The organism is Nostoc sp. UIC 10630, assembly GCF_010747425.1.
In the GTDB taxonomy this organism is placed as follows: domain Bacteria; phylum Cyanobacteriota; class Cyanobacteriia; order Cyanobacteriales; family Nostocaceae; genus Nostoc.
In genome coordinates this window covers 17974-35945 of the sequence record NZ_JAAGOG010000023.1, presented here as the reverse complement: position 1 = coordinate 35945, position 17972 = coordinate 17974, and the positions used below count along the sequence as shown (strand labels likewise).

The following is a 17972-nucleotide window of genomic DNA, read 5'->3' as shown; positions in this document are numbered from 1 at the left end:
TTATTAATTAGATTCCTCATATCAATGGAGGCTTATCTTCATCAACTTATATACCAACATTAAACCAAAGCTTGTGTCTAACATCACTCACGTAATGTCTGAGAGCAATGTTTTTACTTGCAGATTTATCTGGATAAATAAACTGATCTTCTACATTGAGAACATATTTATTTGAGCATAGAGGTTTACCATGATTGTGGTGCATGGTCAAATGTACAATTGTTTGCTCAGTAAAATAACTAGGAACTTCTGAAAGATTTGCTAAACGTTCAATGGCAAAACTCCAGTCAAATTCATGTCTAAATAATATAAATCCACCATTTACAGGATTCGATTTCTCGGACTCATCATAAATAATCCGCTCGTCAAGCGACATTGAACAATCAGGTAGATAAAGAGAGTATTTTTCGTCTGACTTACTCAAATCAATTAAGTCAATCCCGCCAGGAAAAAATAAAATATCTGAATCAGTGTAAATCGTAGTACCATTAACAGGAATCGACATCAATGCCGACAACTTTCTGCCCATTGGATGCAGTTGGGCATAATCAAGAACACATTGAGGTAAATCTGTTCTCAGGAAGTTTTGTAAAAGTATTACCTGAACGCAGGGATGGATACGGCGGAGTAAATTACAACTAGAATCAGTATAACTACCATCGGAAACTACAGTAAATGTCTCTGGAATGCCAACATGACGAATGAATGAGCGAATACTTGCTACTTGTTCTGGTAGATCGCGTTCGCATGATAAGGCATAGATACTTACTGGAACTTGCCGAGTTTGTTTAATGGGGATGTTGACAATCTGAGAAATGGCTGCTTTATATAGAGAACGATTAAATTTACCCTGAATCTTAGCAGTGTGGTATCCTATATTTACCATTTATTTTTCCTTGTTAAAATTATCAATAACTGAGTAGAGAAATGAATTCGTAATTTATATTTTGTAAATTACGAATTACGAACTAAGAATTACGAATTATAGTATTGCATTTGGTGATATTCCCACAGCTTGCCTTGGCGTGCGAGTAATTCTTGATACTTGCCCTGTTCTACTATCCGTCCTGCTTCTAGTACTACGACTTTATCTGCTTTTGCAATAGTAGAAAGACGGTGAGCGATCGCAATTACTGTTCTACCCACAGACAGCTTTTCTAACGAATCTTGAATTAAGCGCTCGGATACAGAATCTAAGGCACTTGTTGCTTCATCCAAAATCAAAATTTCTGGGTTCCGTAGTAGCGCCCGTGCGATCGCAATTCGCTGTCTTTGTCCTCCAGATAATCTAACACCCCGATCTCCCAATTGGGTATTAAAACCTTCGGGCATTTCTAAAATAAATTCCAGCGCATTCGCTAATTTAGCAGCTTCTTGAATTTGCTCATTAGTAGCTTGTGGAGTACCATAAGCAATGTTTTGCCAAACATCAGTATTGAAGATAAATGTATCCTGACTGACAACAGCTATTTTACGACGTAGAGAATTAATTTCAAACAGTCTTATATCAACTTCATCGATATAAACATTTCCCTCTGTGGCATTGTAAAATCGGGGGATTAAATCAGCCAGAGTTGTTTTACCAGCACCAGAGGCTCCAACTAGTGCGGTCATTTTACCCTTCTCAATGGTTAGGGTGATGTTATGTAGCACTATGTTTTGGTCATCGTAACCGAAATCTACAGATACTAAATTTATTGCCCTTTCTAAAGCTTTAAATTCAAGCTTTCCATTCTTAAAATAATATTGATCTTCACTTTTCAACAGATTTTTAATATTGTCTGCTGAACCGTGTAAGGTACTGAGAAATGCCCGCGTGCCATTAATATCTTGAACAAACGGGACAAAGCGAAATAGTACAAAGAAAAATGTTAACAAAGAAGCGACTTGTAGCGTTCCATTACTAACCAGGCTAGTGAATGCCAAAACAATCATTCCGACCAATACCGTAGTAGCTGCTCCCTCGGCAATTGGCTTGACAAGTGTCCAAGTGAATACAACTTTAGTTGTAGAACTTACTACCTTATTGCTAGCTTTGTAGTAACGCTGGCGTTCAAATTCTTGAGTACCACAAGAATGAACAGTGCGAATACCATTAATAAATTCTATGGCTGTTGATGTAAAGTTAGCATTGGCAGTTGTCATGCCAAAACTGGATTCTCGGACTCTGGCATTTAGATTAGATAACCCTACACCTAAAAGTGTAAATAGTAATGCTGAAATTACAGTTAGTTGCCATGATATCAAAAACATTGAGATTAAGTAGACAAGAGTTGTTATGCCTCTAGTTACTAAAAATGCTGCACCACTAAAACCCTGTCTAATTCTTTCGATTTCTGTGGTTATTGTGTTAATTAGTTCACCAGAACGAGTTTTGGCAAAGTAACTTAACGATAAGGATTGTAACTGTTCAAAAATTTGCTTGCGTAAGCGATCGCCAAAATGCAGTTGGGATAGTTCAGTATAAACTAGTCCAAAATAATTGAAGGCAACACGTAACCAAGTACTTAATAATATCAGTGAAGATATGCGGTAGAGACGGTTAATTGATGATGACTTAGATCCTAAAACCAAAGTATCAAACCATTCTATTCCTGTTTGGACAGGTTGAGCATTTGGACTAGTTAAGCTTTGCAAGAAGGAGAGTAAAAAACCAATGCTTACTCCTTCAAAGGTTGCTGCTAAAATTGAGAAGGTTAAAGCTAAAATTACTATTTTGCGAAAGTGTTTAAATTCTCGCAATATCAAATAGTTGTCTTGCCAAAACCTGGAAGCTTTGAGCAAACTACGGAATTTTTGAGGAAGTTGAGAATTCATCGATTTTATAATAATAGTTTGGCAAGGTAGAGAGACCGCTATAGATGCAATGTAAGTAATTTTTGCGTTAGCCTCAGTGCGGTAGATGAAATCATCAATTACCGCACAGATGAATTACAGTGTTTGGCTATCTAGATGTAACAGGTGAGATGCCTCTACTTCCCAGGAAGCTTTAATGTCTGGTAGTTTATTTAGCTGTACTGCATCTTCCAAAGTCCAGCAATGAGATCCACCACCAGTCAAACTCATGTCACCCCGCAGTACGTTAAATAACTGTGGGAGATTGTCGAGATTGTATTTATTTATCCAACGCCCTAGTGGTGTGATATTGTGCGTACAAAACTTCATTGCTTGAAAGAGTTTACCCCGTTCTCCAACACGCCATTCACGACAAAAAAGCGATCCTGGTGAGTAAACCTGCATTAATGCCATCAATCCCAGCATGATTGGACTTACTAATAGCAGCAATACTAAAGCAGCAATCCAATCAATTAATCGCTGCAATTGTCTCCAGGGTTGATTAGAAGGTTTATTGCCAGCAGGTATGCTTAGGAATATTGGTTTTTCAGCTTCTAGACACGCATCTGCCCAAAACCTGAGCAAAGCCTCACCCAGCTTTGGATCTATGCTTACCAAACTTATTGGAGAATGTTGTAAGCATTTTACTAGCGATCGCTTACTATCTAATGCAGGCAGATATGGTTGTTTAACTCGTCCAGGCTGCTTTACCAACAATTGACCCCGCCGCCACTGAAGTGTGCAGTACCCACGATTATCTTGGTGTTCCTGGGTTACATCATATAAATTCTCTAAAGTTGGAATTATTGAAGCTGTCATAATGTCTTTGGGTTTATACAGGAGTGAATTACTGAGGCGTTATCAAAGGCTATCAATGCCAAAGACCCAAATCCGAATCTTGTTGTAAGTCCAAAAAGTTGGAGATAATTGAGGGCAAAAATATGTTATTGCTATTTGCCACTCAGCCAAGCACATATCGTCCAGGATTATTCTGGTGTAGAGGTTTACAAATCAACGTTACTATCAATATTCATGGGCAATCGGTATTTTCCGGTAACTACTGAAAGTAGAAATATGTAGAGGGAAATTACCCATAAATTTATATCTACGTTTACTTGCACTGAGGTGTTTATTGTATCGATAGATTTACCAAAACCAGTCTGCTCTTATCTTCTAGCCTTTGTGAAGTGCTTTAATCTCTAGAATATAAGACTATCTAGAAATAGCGATCGCTCAAATAAATTCTTTATTTACTCTTTAAAGAGCCAGTAATTTATCTGAAAATCCATAAAGATAGCATAAATATACTAAAATTTTCCTGATAGCAATAAAATTAAATTTGTTCATAAAAAATTAGGGTAGCACAGCTGCGCTACCCTACCGTATGTTGCATTTAAACTAATTTAGATTCCCGACTTATATAAAGAAGACGGGGATCAATCATAGCTGTACTAGCTACTTTTCTACAGCTTGACGGAGAGCCAATTGCTGTTGTTTGATATAAGGTACGTAATTACTGCTAGAGTTTGATACTCCGTTAGCTACAACCCCAATCAGGTTTAACTTACTTAGCATTGCTGTAGCCTGAGTCAACTGGCTTCGTGTCACAATACCAATGCTTGCCACCATAACGACGCTACGACAAGATGATGCAGTAAGCATGGCATCCACCAAACCAAGAACTGGGGGAGCATCTATGAGTACCAAATCATAGTTTTCCTCAAAAGCTGCCATCAATTGCATCATTCGGGGAGAACTCAACAGATTAGCTGGGTCAGCAGGTTTGGGCCCAGCAGTTAAAATATCGATGTAGGCGGAACCTGCGTATTGAAGACTAATCTGGCTGGGTAGACTTGCATCACTCGCTAGTAGAGTTGAAAGCCCTTGTTCATTAGGAAGATTCAGTTGGTGGTGCAGGCTGGGATCGCGTAAGTTGGCATCAATTAGTAACACCCTTTTGTGTAAACGGGCAGCACTCATTGCTAAACCTAACGCCAAAGCTGATTTACCCTCATCTGGTAAAGCTGAGGTAATCATCAAAGACTTCAAGTTAGCAACAGTATTTAAAAGTTCAATGTTTTTGTAAATCAGATCCAGCGATTCCCAACGCGGTGGAGATTGCAGTACCTGAATTGTCCAAGGAGCGAGAACTTCTGGCTTGCCAAAGGGCAATTTAATCATTGATTCTCTGGGTTTAGCTGGCGGTAGCTTGGGGGTTGTTCCCAACAAAGGTAGAGCCATTTGCTTCTCTAACTCAGCAGTGGTATGAACTGCATCATCAGCCGAATCTCGAATAAAGGCAGCAATGCCTCCTAACATTAACCCAACCACAGCACCTAACAGCAAGTTCTGTTGGAGATTGGGGCCTAATTGTGCGCCTTTTTGGGGATCTTCTACCACTTCCCAATTAAATCCACCCTTGGAAAGTTCTTGCCGCAATTGCTGTTCTGCTCTTAAAAGCTGCTCTAACCTTTCACGACTAAATTGCAACTGCGGTAGCATCCGATTGTAATAAGCCAAAAGAGGCGGGAAGCGTTTGATTTCCAAACGTAGCTCGTTTTCTTTCTGAGCTAAACTTTGATCGCGGGCAGTTAAAGCAACTATAGTTGTCTGCGTTTCTACTAACTGACCAGCAAGGCTAAGATCAATTTGCCCAAGTTGTCCTTTTTCAAGAAGAGAGTCTCCAGAAGTGAATGCACTAGCAGACTTTTCGCCTAAAGTTCTTCCTACTTCTTGTTGCAATAATTCCTTCTGGCCCTGAAGCTGTTCTTTGAGCTTTTGCACACTTGGAGTCTGATCTGTAAAGCGTAAGCGTTCTTGTGCTAGTGCCAATTCGCTTTTTTGGATTTCGTTTAGTAAGCCTTGATAGCGAGTAGACTGACTCAGACGAGAAGCAACTAAAGCATTTTGAGGAGAACGGTTAAGTTGTTCTTCTAAAGATTTTTGGCGTGCTAAGGCTTCGCCATACTGAGCGCGAGTTGTCTGTCTTTCTTGAGCAATATTATTCAAAGCTGTCTCAATCGCTTTGGCCTGTGACTCTGGATCAATTAAGTTCTGATTTCTGCGAAACCTTTGTAAATTAGTCTCAGATGCGTTTACTTCTTCACTGGCTTTACTTAACTGTTCCCTAATAATTTGCAGCCCTTTTTGTAACCGCGAAGTCTGCTGTTGTTTGTTATATTCCAGATAAACTTGTCGAATTGCGCCGAGAACCTTTTGTGTCTTTTCTGGATCTCCAGCAGTGTATTCAACTTGAAAGATTTTTGTAGCGACATTATCTTCTTTACTTCTCAATTGAGTTAAGACTAAAGAAGCTTTAATTTCACCTGTACTGATATCTGGATAATCAGACTGAAGTTTATCAACTGCTTTTTGGATAAGTCCAGAACTCTGCATCAAGTTAAGCTGAGTTGCTGTATCTATGACAATATTAGAGTCAGTAAACTGGCTATCTACCCCTGCTCCTTCTTTCTTTCCTTGATAGTTAGATTCTACTAGCAGTTGCATTGAACTTTTATAAGTTGGTTTAGTTTTTAAAGTTACGATGCCTGCTATAGCAATAGAACTAATTAATACTGCTAAAAACCAAGGAAATCTTCGCACAAATACGGCAAACAATTGTCCGTAACTTGGTTCAGTTTCAGAGGCTGGATTTATTTGAGGATTTAGACTAGTTTGAACCACTTTTATTATCCTTGTCTTCAAGACTTACGCTGAGAGATATCCCGAAGAGTACCTATTTTTAACAACCCGCCGGGGACGATAGAGAAAAGAATAGGTAATCTTATAATGTCAAGAGATTCCGAAATCAAATGAATATTTGATGCTCGCCACAAGCTTGGTTAATAATTTTCTCAACTTTCCCAAAGAAGGCATTCTCTGAAAAGTTTGATACTGCATGATTACGGATGCGATCGTAATCCCAAGAGATGCCATTGGCTTCTTGTAATGCAATTTGTAGAGAGTCAGGTGTTTGTCTTTTGAAAAAGACTCCTGTTTCACCTGGTATTTGAGTATCTAATACTCCACCTGCTCCATAAGCGATAACTGGTGTCCCGCTAGCATTAGCCTCTACTGGAACTAACCCGTAATCTTCTAAAGCTGCGACAATAATAGACTTGGCTTTGGAAAACAAGTCTTTACGGGTTCTATCACTTACGTGTCCCAAGAACACAATATTTTGTAATGCTTTAGATTTTAACCGTGCTAGTTCTGGCCCGTCACCTGATATTAATAGGCGCCATCCTAGCCAATTAAAAGCTTCGACTATTATATCAAGGCGTTTATAGCTAATCATCCGGGCTGAAGCCAGATAATATTCATCTTTTATATCTGAAAAAACAAATTTACTAGTATCAATTGGATAGTTTACCATCATTGCCTTTTTGCCATAAATACTTTCAATACGGCGGGCAACAACACTAGAATTAGCAATGTAAAGGTCAGGTTCCTGTGCATATTTCAGGTCTACCTTTCTCATTACTTGAAATACTTGTTCAATTAAAGGTGCAAAATATCTATAGTCTCCGTACTCTCTTAAATAAGTTGCTGTATCCCATAAAAATCGGGTGACGTTATGGCAAAAGCAAATGTGGCGGGCATTGGGGTTTTTTCGTACTGCTTTGGCGAAACTGGTGCTACTGCTAATAATTAGATCGTAGTCTTGCAGATCCAAGGAGCGAAAGGCAGGAAAATATAGAGGAGCCATTGACCTGAAATATTTTGCTGCACCAGGGATTTTTTGTAAGAAGGTTGTGTTGACTATGCGATCGCCTAGATCAATAGTTTTTTGAGGATCGTACAGAGATGTGAAAATGTCTGCTTCAGGATAACGCTTACAAAGCAGTTCAAATACACGCTCTGCCCCACCTCGCTGGGTTAAATAATCGTGGACTAGAGCAATTTTCATGAATTTAACCTAAAGTTTCGATCGGGTTTGTTTCAAGGCTCCCCAGCAAGTTACTATCAACAACTTTAGTGTCCCGCAGTATAGCTTCCTATCCTCTTGACGAAATTCTAGCGACAAATACGTTGGTAGGGGCCTCGGAGATCCCCCCAACCCCCCTTAAAAAGGGGGGCTTTTTCTGATTCTTTCACCCCCTTAAAAAGGGGGTCGCCGCAGGCGGGGGGATCTTATCCGAAATGTATTAGGGGACTCCTACAGCCAATTTATTTGTTGCGAATATTTTTGGAACCGAAATTACCCAACTGCTACCAAGATTTTTTCTGGGGCGAAATAATTGTTTTGCTCAGTTCTTAGTTGGTCGCAGAGTCTGCCTTCAGGTAGTTCTACATCCTCATAAGTGAGAACTTGATCCTTATTAATATCCCGTTTCAGGCGACATCCTTCAGCTAAACCAATTGGTAGGAGATTTTGCTGTTGGACGATATTGGAATTCTCACATTGTCCGTAGGTCATGTAGTAACCGATGCCATCTAGGGTTTCTCCAGCTTTCAGGTCGATTTTGGCGGTGGTGACAACATCTACTAGCGGGCCTGCGAGTGGAGACATAACGGCATCACCGAAGAGAACTGCACGCGCTACGGACAGGGGAACTTCAAAATGACAGAGGTGATAAGGAGTATAGAAGCTGTAAAGTGGGCCTTCGCCTAATTTGTATAAGTTGAGATAGTGCTGTTGCTTGGGGTCGTCGTGAGTGGCAAATACATATACGCCTGGGCCTGGTTTTGCTCCAACTACATAATCGACAATACCACCCAGTTCTTTGAGTTGTTCAACATCATATAAATGGGTCATTTCCTCGACATAACCGTTGAAGTCATATCCCAACATTCCCCGTTTGGCGACTTTCATCCCTGTGGCATTGGCAACGATCGCTTGCTCAAAGGAAATTTTGGTTCCGTCAGCGAAGCTAGCCACCATGTGGGGCTTTTGACCCCAACGTTTAGCAAATCCTTCCTGGGTGGTGGGATTGCGATAGGGGTCTTGGAGTCCTTTAATGTTACCGCACAATAACGGAGTTAGACCAATGCTTTTTACAAAGCGGTAGAGGTTCATTTGCACCCCTGGCTGATCGCCATCACAGGCGCTGAGAATGACACCTGCTTTGTCAGCATAGACTTTGAGGATGGGGCCAATAGTGCCGTCGAGTTCGGCATTCATCATGATCACATGTTTGCAATGAGCGATCGCTTCCATTACGATGTGAGCGCCAAATTCCACTGCACCTGTGACTTCGATTATGGCCTCGATGCCCTCAGCCTGACACAGTAACTTAGCGTCTTCTGTGACTGCATACTTACCGTTTGCGATCGCCTCTTCTAATTCGCTGACAGTTGCAACAACTTGAATATCTTCAATTCCGGCTTCCGAATAAGCTTGTTTAGCTGCATCAATCTTGCGATTGGAGATAGCAACTAACTCCATCCCTGGCACGGAATTAACAATTTGGTTGGCAATTCCTCGACCCATAAAACCAGCACCGATCATTCCCACTTTGATAGGATTTCCTGCTGCTGCACGGGCTTGTAAGGCGCGATCGATAATAATCATGAACTAAACTCCTTTTTGGAACTGTTGGTTGTGATACAAATTCTCTATAAACTTGCACTTAATGATTTTTTACAGCTAAATGTTAAGTACATTTTCATGGGAATTAAGATTAGCTATGGCTACTAACTGGTTGTTTGCTAGGCGCTATAGAACCAGTCTGTTTTTCCTGGCTGTGATTTTCGATAATTTGCTCTACAACATTTCTGTAAACTTGAGCAAATTTTTCTTTAGTATGATTTGCTCTTGCATATTCCCATGCCTGACGAGACATTAGATTTAGGTCTTCTACAGGCAAATTGGAAATACTTCTAACTTTCGCCTTAATTTCGCCAACGGAAAGATTATCGAAAATCACACCAAAATCATGAACATCGACACCAGATTCGTAGCTTAAAATTGGAATTAACCCAGCTTGTAAGCAACTGATTACTGCTCCTGACTGTCCTTCAGAAACGGAAGGATAAACAAGCCCTATACAGTTATTTGTAACCTCTATAAAGTCAGGACTACTAACATCAATCCAACCATAAGTGTGGATGTTAGGTGTTTCGTACAGTTCTTTATAGAAAGCTTGCTCAAATTCTTTGTCATTACTTACCGGGCCACAAACTGTTAAATGGTATTCCGGCATTTGGGCAAAGGCATCTAAAACTAAATCTAATCCTTTCAGGACTAAAGCACTACCACCAAACCACAGAAAACGCTTTCTTACCGCTTCAAAATCTTTCTTTTCAGGATAAGGATAAACGCTAGGCGAAGAAATTGGGATACGATACATTGGTTTTTTGGCATACTTAAATGTATCAGTTGTGAAATCATTACCCAACACAATCGCGCAATCGGCATATTCAATTCCCAAGTTAGGAACCTCAAATCGTTGTGGTTTTAAGGTGATACCTTTGCGCCGTTGTAGTTCTAGAAGCCTGTTGCATTCTGCTGCATTACGAAAGACCATATTCGCAATGTCAACGTGGAAAATTTTGATGCAATCTTTATTGAGTTTTGGTGCAAGTGCTTCCATCCGATGACGGATATCAATGAAAAATGCGTAGTGCTTTTGCGGAACGAATTTATCATTGTGGAACTGGATAACATCAACGTTGTAACCCAAGTCTAAAAAAGTTTGGGCTATTTGCCAAACTTCCCAGTACCAAGTATGGTCGTTAGGCATTGGCTGACCAGGTTTTAAGAGGAATGGCTCAATCCGATAAGAAAGAAGTACATTCCCTTTGAAAGGCTGTTTTGGCTTTAGAGAAACAACCTGTAAGGTCTTAGCGTAATTGATCCGAGCTTGAACTTTTTTGGAAACAAAAGAGATAGTTTTTTCGACACGAGATAGAATATTTGACATTTATTTCTACCCAAATTCATTAATTTAATATCTCAAGTTTTAATTAGTAATTGATATTTTTATGTACACCAATTCTAATTTTTTCCTTTGCGGTTCGTTAAAAAAATAATTTTACGAACCATTTAATACCCCTGTCTTTATCTAGAAGTACCGCCAACTGTCATCATTCTTAACAAAGGCCAATTTAAATCTTTCTCAGATATTTCAGTCACATCTAGAGGCCAATCAATGGCAAAGAATGGGTCATCATAGCGTAAACCTCTCTCATACCCTGGCGTGTAAAATTCGCCTACTTGATATACAACTTCAGTCTCATCTGTGAGTGCTTGATAGCCGTGAGCAAACATTTCTGGAACATACAAAGCGCGGCGGTTTTCTGGTGTTAATTCCACACCGATATGGGATAAAAAGCTAGGAGATTCAGGACGCATATCAATAATTACGTCATAGATAGCGCCTTTAGTACAGCGAATTAATTTCGTTTCTGCTGCTGGCAAAATTTGATAGTGCATTCCTCGAATAGTGCCTTTTTTGTAGTTAAAAGACAGGTTACATTGGGCAACTGTTGGCTTTAATCCGTGTGCTTCAAATTCTTGAGCGCAGAAAGACCGAGCAAAAAAACCACGGTGGTCTGGCTTTTCTTCTAAGTCAATAATGAATGCGTCTTTGAGTGCGGTTTCAGTGAAAATCATTATGATTACTTTAAGATGAATGTTGAGTACAGAAAATAACAGTAATAAACGTATAGGAATCATATTTGATTTCTGAAAAAATCTTGATAGTCTTGTAATGGACTGTCTAGGCTAAAATGTTGCAAAAAAATTGTAGGTTGGGGAGCCACTGCGTTGCGCGGGTTCCCCGCGTTGTAGCAAGTGGGGTTGGAGGCTTTGCGTAACCCAACATCCTGATATATGTTGGGTTGCGCTCCGCTCCACCCAACCTACGTCTAATGCACTATTTTGTGTAGACAGTCCACTACGTGCATTTCAAAAATCAAATACTAGTCCTATAGATTATTAAATCTACAACTTTATAGGGTGCATTACGTTCCTAACGCACCATACAAAAGGTTACTAAGTCGAAACTTTAACTGCATCTGATGCAGAACGTAACTCTGCTCTGGGATAAGTATCATCCCAGTATTGGGTGCAGAGGTCTGGTCGTTCGGGGGGATTGGCGGTGTAACAAAAGAATAATGTTGACCGATCTTCTGTGCGGACTGTGCCGTGATGCAAAGCATTTTTTGTATCTACAATAATGACTGTACCTGCTGGGCCTGGGCAGGATTTCCAAGCTGATTTGGGGATTACTGGTTTTACTTGTTCATCATTGATACCCATATAGCCTGACTTCCAAAGTTTGTAGTAAAGTCGAAAATAATTCCAACTAAATAAGGAAGTTAAAGAGCGAGGGATGTATTCAAAAGGCCCAGTTTTTTGTTCTACATCATTCAAGTAAATGAAGATTTTAATAATCCGGCGGTCTTCTGCATCGCTATGCCATAGCAGCGTTCCAAACTGATGTTTACTCTTGAAATCTTTGCGTAAATGTACACCATGAAAAGCAATAGGGAGACCGATATAATTTTCGATGATGCTGAGTAGCCTTTTCTCCAACCCCCAGGCATAAAATTCTGGTAAACCTGTAACTGTGTAAATTTGTGGCAACCTTTCATCTAGATGGTCATTGTTAGGATTTTCCATCTGAGACAATTGATGGTAAGCAGCTTTGAGCAGTTCGGAGGTAGAATTTAACCCTAAATCTGCCAGTGTTGTGACGCAAACACCGTCTTTTTTGAGAGCATTAAGAATGTTGCGATCGCTTCCTGCTAATGCTGGCAGATTTTTGCTATGCTTCCAACGAGCTAGGTAATATTCAAAGTCAGATGAGAGTGTAGCTATTTTGCGTTTAATCGCGTCAAACATGGCGCAAATCCTTCTCTTATTGATATATAGTTGTTAGTAATTAGGTAGTTTATGGCTTATAGGTACGTACTTCTTCAGTAGATATTTCGCTTGATTCTGCTAAACCGAATTCTTTAGAAACCATCACATCAAAAGCACATAAGCTGACTAAAGCTAAAAATGGAACTACTATTTTGATGGCGGACATCGGCCATCTTCTTAAAGCACCCAAGAAAACTTTTAAGTTGACTTCTTTACCATTCTGCAAAAGCATCCGCCTACAAAATTGCTTAGAATATCCACTTTGCTCTAATTTCAAAATCACTTCAGGGATGTGTTTGTATTGCATTAACAGTGCTGATTTTGGTTCTTTCTGCCAATAACTCACACCAACAACACATTCTAAATAAGTCTCTTTAGTGACAATTACACTACCATTAGCAGCGCAATATCCGGCTAAATATGCTAAAGATATCCAGTTATTCTCAGCATCTTGCCAATCTTGTAGAGCGCGTTTTACTAAGTCAGTACGATAGACTGTAGCAGTTAGAAAAATGACTGCACCGACACTTTTTGAAAAACAATGTTCAAATATGGCTTTACCATCACCCTTACCATCTTCACTATCAACATCAAACCAGCGATTACCAACGATTGTTGGTGGATGAACTGGTTCACCAGTCAGTTGGTTACGACCGGAAAAATTGAGGAACAATAATGATAAATCTTCGTGTTGTCTAAGTTTGCTAATCACATAAGCAATTGCTCTATCTTGAATTGGGTCATCATCGCCGATTGTCCAAACATATTTTGTTGTTGTAGACTTTAGGCAATACATAATATTTTTAACTACGCCTAAATTATTTAAATTTTTATTTGATTTAAATGTAATATTTTTAAGTGTCGCTTGCCATTTTTGGATCACCTCTTGAGTATTATCTGTTGAACAATTATCGGAGACTAAAATCTCACATTCATCTTCAAAACCTTTGATAGCTTGAGCCAACCATGTTAGCTGTTTATCAAGTAAGCCGGCACGATTATAAGTGGGTATGGCAATAGTCAGGAGTTTATTCATATTAAGCTTAAATCTATAGTTAAGGGGCTACTAACAACAGCTTGTTAATAAACAAGCTGCTTATAATTTGATTTTTTGATATTTGGTAACAAAAGCTTTATCAAACTACGCCTTTTAATTACTTTTTACCTATTGCTTATGTTCATCATGACAATACTAAAATAGTAATAAAAGGCGATTTCTGGTTTATATTTAGTAATTACGACGCTATTAAAAGCCTATCCGGAATTGGACACGGATAAATTTTTACTTCAGGAATTGGTACAACAAACTGTCCACCCCACTCGCCAATAAATGCCATTTGTTCCATAATTTCCTCTTTGAGATTCCAAGGTAAAATTAGGACATAATCTGGTTTAGTTTCGCGGATTTTGTCTGGTTCAAAGATGGGAATATGAGTCCCAGGCAAAAATAAGTCTTGTTTGTAAGGGTTGCAATCGACTGTGTAATCGATAAAATCTTTCCCAATCCCACAGTAATTAAGCAATGTATTGCCTTTGGCTGGTGCGCCATAACCAACAATTGATTTCCCTTCTGCTTTTGCACTTAAAAGAAAATTTAATAGCTTATGCTTTGTTTGTTTGACTTTTTCGCCAAATGTAATATAAGTCTCTATCCGATGCAGTCCAGCAGCAATTTCTTTTGCTTTTAGATGGCTAACTCGGTCACTGATGTTAGGACTATCAACATCGTTATGTTTGGCATAAATTCTTAGTGAACCGCCATGAGTTGATAATTCTTCCACATCAAAAAGTTGCAAATTGTGTGCTGCAAAAATCTTTTCGATAGTCAGAAATGAGAAGTAAGAAAAATGCTCGTGATAAATAGTATCAAATTGATTTTGTTGAATCAATTGCAAAATGTGAGGAAACTCCATCGTCAAAATACCATTCGGTTTGAGGATGAGTTTCATTCCAGCTATGAAATCATTTAAATCTGGTACATGAGCTAAAACATTATTGCCTATCAAAAGATCGGCTAGTTTTCCTTGTATCACAAGTTCTTTGGCAGTCTCAACCCCAAAAAACTTGTTGATACTAGGAATACCTCTATCTTGAGCTATCTTAGCTATATTTGCGGCTGGTTCTATTCCTAAAACTGGGATTCCCTTTTCTACAAAATATTGCAGTAGGTAGCCATCGTTGCTGGCAATCTCAATAACTTGATTATGATGATTAAAGCCAAATTTCTCTACCATCATATCGGTGTAAGCTTTGACGTGTTTTAGCCAACTTACTGAGTAAGAAGAAAAGTAAGCATAATCGCTAAAAATATGATCGGGAGTTTCAAATTGTTCTAATTGAACTAAAAGAGTGTCTTCAGAAACATAAGCATGGAGCGGATAAAATTTTTCGGCATGATTTAGCTGTTCTGCTGTCAGATAAGCATTGGCTAAAGGTGACATTCCTAAATCAATAAAGGTTTGGTGCAGAGGTTGACCACTGAAACGACATTTTGCGTTCGCCATATTTTTCAACTCACTGATTACAAATAATTTGATGGATGAAATAAGTCCGAACCAAATATTGTTGATTCGGAAACTTAGATTATTTCTTCTTTGCTGATAGGCAACTCTATCTACTTTTTATTCCAGAAGAAATCTTTGTCAATTTGCTCAGTACGGATTAGATACTCTAGCTGTTTTAAGCGAGTAAATCCTCTAAACAAGAAAGTGTCTTCAGCCATATCTATTTGGCTAAATAAATCAAATAGCTGCTGGGCACCAAGTCGGGCATTCCAATCACATTTAAATCCGGGGAGAATTGTGTTGATTTTCTCGAAGGATACCCGATAGCTGCGGTTATCTGAGCCGTTCTCACCAAAGGACAATTTACAATCTGGGAAAATATCAGCAATAATTTCCGCAATTTCTTTGACACGATAGTTGTTTGCTGTGTCTCCCACGTTGAAGATTTGGTTATGTACAATGTCCCGTGGTGCTTCTAAAGCACAGACTATTGCTTTGCAAATATCCAGTGCGTGGACTAATGGTCGCCAAGGTGTACCATCACTGATCATTTTGATTTGTTTGCTAGTCCATGCCAACCCAGCTAAGTTGTTTAAAACAATATCAAAGCGCATTCTGGGAGAAGCACCAAAGGCTGTGGCATTCCGCATAAAGGTGGGAGAGAAGTCATCGTCAGCTAGTGGTGTGACATCTCGTTCTACCAAAGTTTTGCACTCTGCGTAGGCTGTTTGAGGATTAATTGGGGATTCTTCTGTAACATCACCTGCGGTAGCAACACCGTAGACACTACACGAAGACATATATACAAAACGACGCACACCCATAGCTTTAGCTAGGCTAGCGAGACGAACTGAACCTACATGATTAATTTCGTAGGTAATATTGGGTGCTAATTGTCCGGCTGGGTCGTTGGAAAGTTCCGCCATGTGAACTATTGCTTCAACACCTTCCAAATCATCAGGGGTGATGTTGCGGATATCTTTGTTAAGGGTTTTGGGTGTTACCCCATTAGCGTTGTATAGCCAACCAACTTTATAGAAGCCGGTATCTAGACCGATAACTTCATGTCCACGTTCAATTAACAGAGGCGGTAATAATGAACCTAGATAGCCTTCTGTTCCAGTTACTAATATTTTCATTGTGGTTAACGCCTTTGTATTGATGAGTTAAATTTTTCGTTTAGTAGGGATGCACAGATATGCGTCCTAAAGGGTGTTGCATCCAAGAGGGAACCGCTATATTTTTCGTTTGTATGCAATAATTTGACCTCTCTCCAAACCTCTCTCCTAAGAGGAGAGAGGCTTTGAATCTTGCTCCCATTCCCTTATAGGGAAGGGGTTGGGGGTTAGGTCATTGGACTCAACCCAGAAACGCTATATATAACTCGGCTAACAGTCATTACATAGTTTGCCGACTTACCTATTGAGTAACAGCACTCTATAGCGGTTCTTAATTGATGCACTACACTTTTTTCTTGTGAGATAGGTATCTTACCCGTCTCTTATATTTCCAGGCTGGAAAAGATGCCCACTATACAAGATTCATGCTTTTATTCAGCAGCCCGGAAGTAATAACAATGTTATCTATGCAGTTACTGCAATATCTAGATGCGAGGGTTGGGGAATTTCTGCTACAAGCGCTTTGCCGATTTCTAGAGAAGATGTGGCAGCTGGAGAAGGAGCATTGCAAACATGGATGGAGTTTTGACCGGAAACAATCAAAAAGTCGTCTACAAGTTTGCCGTCGTTCATTAAGGCTTGAGCGCGAACTCCTGCGTGGGTGGGAACTAAGTCTTCTGCTTGGACTTCGGGAATTAGTTTTTGCAAACTTCTGGTAAAGGCTGCTTTACTAAAAGAACGAATGATTTCTTGGATGCCTTCATCAGCGTGTTTGGCTGCTAATTTCCAGAAACCTGGATAGGTGACGACTTCAAGAAAATCTCGTAAGTCAAAGTCGGTTTTTTTGTAACCTTCGCGTTTGAGTGACAAAACTGCGTTTGGCCCTGCGTGGACGCTACCATCAATCATCCGGGTAAAGTGGACACCCAGGAAGGGAAAATCGGGATTGGGAACTGGATAAATTAGTGTCTTAACGAGATAGCGTTTTTCTGGGGTGAGTTCGTAGTATTCTCCCCGGAATGGGACGATTTTGGCTTTGGGTTCAACTTTACCTAATTTGGCGGTGCGATCGCTATGCAATCCCGTACAATTAATTACAAAGCGGGTTGCAAAGTTACCTTTGTTTGTTTCTAGTACCTGATTTTTACCACTTGGGGAGATTTTCAGAACTTTTGTATTGAGATGCAAATCTCCACCCTGCTGTTGAATTAGCTGGGCATATTTCAAACAAACTTGCTTGTAATTAACAATCCCAGTTGAAAATACCCGAAGCCCACCTACGCATTTTACGTGAGGTTCAATTTCCCTGACTTCTTCGGGGCTGATTCTCTTAACTTCTATACCATTGTCTAAGCCGCGTTGGTAGAGATTTTCTAGACGTGGTAGTTCTTGTTCTTCTGTTGCAACAATGACTTTACCACAAACTTCATGTTCTATTCCATGCTCTTGGCAAAATTCTACCATAGAGCGAGAACCATCACGACAAAATTTAGCTTTGAAACTGCCTGGCTTGTAGTAAATACCAGAATGAATTACCCCGCTATTATTGCCGGTTTGGTGAAATGCCCATTGACTCTCTTTTTCTAGTACTAAAATACGCGCATTGGGATATCGTTTTCCTAAAGCCAATGCTGTAGAGAGTCCAACTATTCCCCCACCTATAATCGCAAAATCATACATTAGTATTATCGCACTTAAAATTAC

General features: G+C 39.6%; 14 protein-coding genes. 1 reads left to right on the top strand and 13 read right to left on the bottom strand.

The window, feature by feature from the left end:
* Window positions 1-46: 46 nt before the first annotated feature.
* The 3 genes from G1O98_RS08745 to hepC form a co-directional block, all read right to left on the bottom strand.
* The gene (locus G1O98_RS08745; protein ID WP_163928458.1) at window positions 47-886 is read right to left on the bottom strand and encodes a hypothetical protein; all 840 of its coding nucleotides are present in this window, start codon (window positions 884-886) and stop codon (window positions 47-49) included.
* 89 nt (window positions 887-975) lie between these two features.
* Window positions 976-2817, bottom strand: coding sequence for a heterocyst formation ABC transporter subunit HepA (gene hepA / locus G1O98_RS08740; protein WP_163928457.1), 1842 nt, complete (start codon window positions 2815-2817; stop codon window positions 976-978).
* Window positions 2818-2931: 114 nt separating this feature from the next.
* Window positions 2932-3654: a heterocyst development glycosyltransferase HepC gene (hepC, locus tag G1O98_RS08735; protein WP_163928456.1), complete on the bottom strand. Its 723-nt coding sequence runs from the start codon at window positions 3652-3654 to the stop codon at window positions 2932-2934.
* A 122-nt stretch (window positions 3655-3776) separates the two neighbouring features.
* Here hepC and G1O98_RS40650 point away from each other — a divergent pair, with 122 nt between their 5' ends.
* Window positions 3777-3899 (top strand): hypothetical protein, encoded by a 123-nt coding sequence (locus tag G1O98_RS40650; protein WP_275941768.1) that lies wholly within the window; start codon window positions 3777-3779, stop codon window positions 3897-3899.
* A gap of 391 nt (window positions 3900-4290) precedes the next feature.
* On the opposite strand, the gene G1O98_RS08730 is transcribed toward G1O98_RS40650, so the two are convergent.
* The 10 genes from G1O98_RS08730 to lhgO form a co-directional block, all read right to left on the bottom strand.
* Window positions 4291-6519, bottom strand: coding sequence for a polysaccharide biosynthesis tyrosine autokinase (locus tag G1O98_RS08730; RefSeq protein WP_114082311.1), 2229 nt, complete (start codon window positions 6517-6519; stop codon window positions 4291-4293).
* 124 nt (window positions 6520-6643) lie between these two features.
* On the bottom strand, window positions 6644-7744 hold the full coding sequence (locus tag G1O98_RS08725; protein WP_163928455.1) for a glycosyltransferase: 1101 nt from the start codon (window positions 7742-7744) through the stop codon (window positions 6644-6646).
* Window positions 7745-8035: 291 nt separating this feature from the next.
* Window positions 8036-9349, bottom strand: a complete 1314-nt coding sequence (locus G1O98_RS08720) for a Gfo/Idh/MocA family oxidoreductase (protein WP_163928454.1) — start codon at window positions 9347-9349, stop codon at window positions 8036-8038.
* 109 nt (window positions 9350-9458) lie between these two features.
* Window positions 9459-10700 (bottom strand): glycosyltransferase, encoded by a 1242-nt coding sequence (locus tag G1O98_RS08715; RefSeq protein ID WP_163928453.1) that lies wholly within the window; start codon window positions 10698-10700, stop codon window positions 9459-9461.
* Between the two features lie 137 nt (window positions 10701-10837).
* Window positions 10838-11392 (bottom strand): dTDP-4-dehydrorhamnose 3,5-epimerase, encoded by a 555-nt coding sequence (gene rfbC / locus G1O98_RS08710; RefSeq protein ID WP_163928475.1) that lies wholly within the window; start codon window positions 11390-11392, stop codon window positions 10838-10840.
* Between the two features lie 381 nt (window positions 11393-11773).
* The gene (locus G1O98_RS08705) at window positions 11774-12625 is read right to left on the bottom strand and encodes a phytanoyl-CoA dioxygenase (RefSeq protein ID WP_163928452.1); all 852 of its coding nucleotides are present in this window, start codon (window positions 12623-12625) and stop codon (window positions 11774-11776) included.
* 49 nt (window positions 12626-12674) lie between these two features.
* Window positions 12675-13682 (bottom strand): glycosyltransferase family 2 protein, encoded by a 1008-nt coding sequence (locus tag G1O98_RS08700; RefSeq protein WP_163928451.1) that lies wholly within the window; start codon window positions 13680-13682, stop codon window positions 12675-12677.
* 199 nt (window positions 13683-13881) lie between these two features.
* Window positions 13882-15150: a class I SAM-dependent methyltransferase gene (locus G1O98_RS08695; protein WP_163928450.1), complete on the bottom strand. Its 1269-nt coding sequence runs from the start codon at window positions 15148-15150 to the stop codon at window positions 13882-13884.
* A gap of 110 nt (window positions 15151-15260) precedes the next feature.
* Window positions 15261-16289, bottom strand: a complete 1029-nt coding sequence (locus G1O98_RS08690) for an SDR family oxidoreductase (RefSeq protein WP_163928449.1) — start codon at window positions 16287-16289, stop codon at window positions 15261-15263.
* A gap of 444 nt (window positions 16290-16733) precedes the next feature.
* On the bottom strand, window positions 16734-17948 hold the full coding sequence (gene lhgO, locus G1O98_RS08685) for an L-2-hydroxyglutarate oxidase (RefSeq protein WP_163928448.1): 1215 nt from the start codon (window positions 17946-17948) through the stop codon (window positions 16734-16736).
* Window positions 17949-17972 lie beyond the last annotated feature (24 nt).

Coding starts and splice junctions, on each gene's coding strand:
- G1O98_RS08745 (WP_163928458.1), bottom strand. CDS start 886: ATGGTAAATATAGGATACCACACTGCTAAGATTCAGGGTAAATTTAAT.
- hepA (WP_163928457.1), bottom strand. CDS start 2,817: ATGAATTCTCAACTTCCTCAAAAATTCCGTAGTTTGCTCAAAGCTTCC.
- hepC (WP_163928456.1), bottom strand. CDS start 3,654: ATGACAGCTTCAATAATTCCAACTTTAGAGAATTTATATGATGTAACC.
- G1O98_RS40650 (WP_275941768.1), top strand. CDS start 3,777: ATGTTATTGCTATTTGCCACTCAGCCAAGCACATATCGTCCAGGATTA.
- G1O98_RS08725 (WP_163928455.1), bottom strand. CDS start 7,744: ATGAAAATTGCTCTAGTCCACGATTATTTAACCCAGCGAGGTGGGGCA.
- G1O98_RS08720 (WP_163928454.1), bottom strand. CDS start 9,349: ATGATTATTATCGATCGCGCCTTACAAGCCCGTGCAGCAGCAGGAAAT.
- G1O98_RS08715 (WP_163928453.1), bottom strand. CDS start 10,700: ATGTCAAATATTCTATCTCGTGTCGAAAAAACTATCTCTTTTGTTTCC.
- rfbC (WP_163928475.1), bottom strand. CDS start 11,392: ATGATTTTCACTGAAACCGCACTCAAAGACGCATTCATTATTGACTTA.
- G1O98_RS08705 (WP_163928452.1), bottom strand. CDS start 12,625: ATGTTTGACGCGATTAAACGCAAAATAGCTACACTCTCATCTGACTTT.
- G1O98_RS08700 (WP_163928451.1), bottom strand. CDS start 13,682: ATGAATAAACTCCTGACTATTGCCATACCCACTTATAATCGTGCCGGC.
- G1O98_RS08695 (WP_163928450.1), bottom strand. CDS start 15,150: ATGGCGAACGCAAAATGTCGTTTCAGTGGTCAACCTCTGCACCAAACC.
- G1O98_RS08690 (WP_163928449.1), bottom strand. CDS start 16,289: ATGAAAATATTAGTAACTGGAACAGAAGGCTATCTAGGTTCATTATTA.
- lhgO (WP_163928448.1), bottom strand. CDS start 17,948: ATGTATGATTTTGCGATTATAGGTGGGGGAATAGTTGGACTCTCTACA.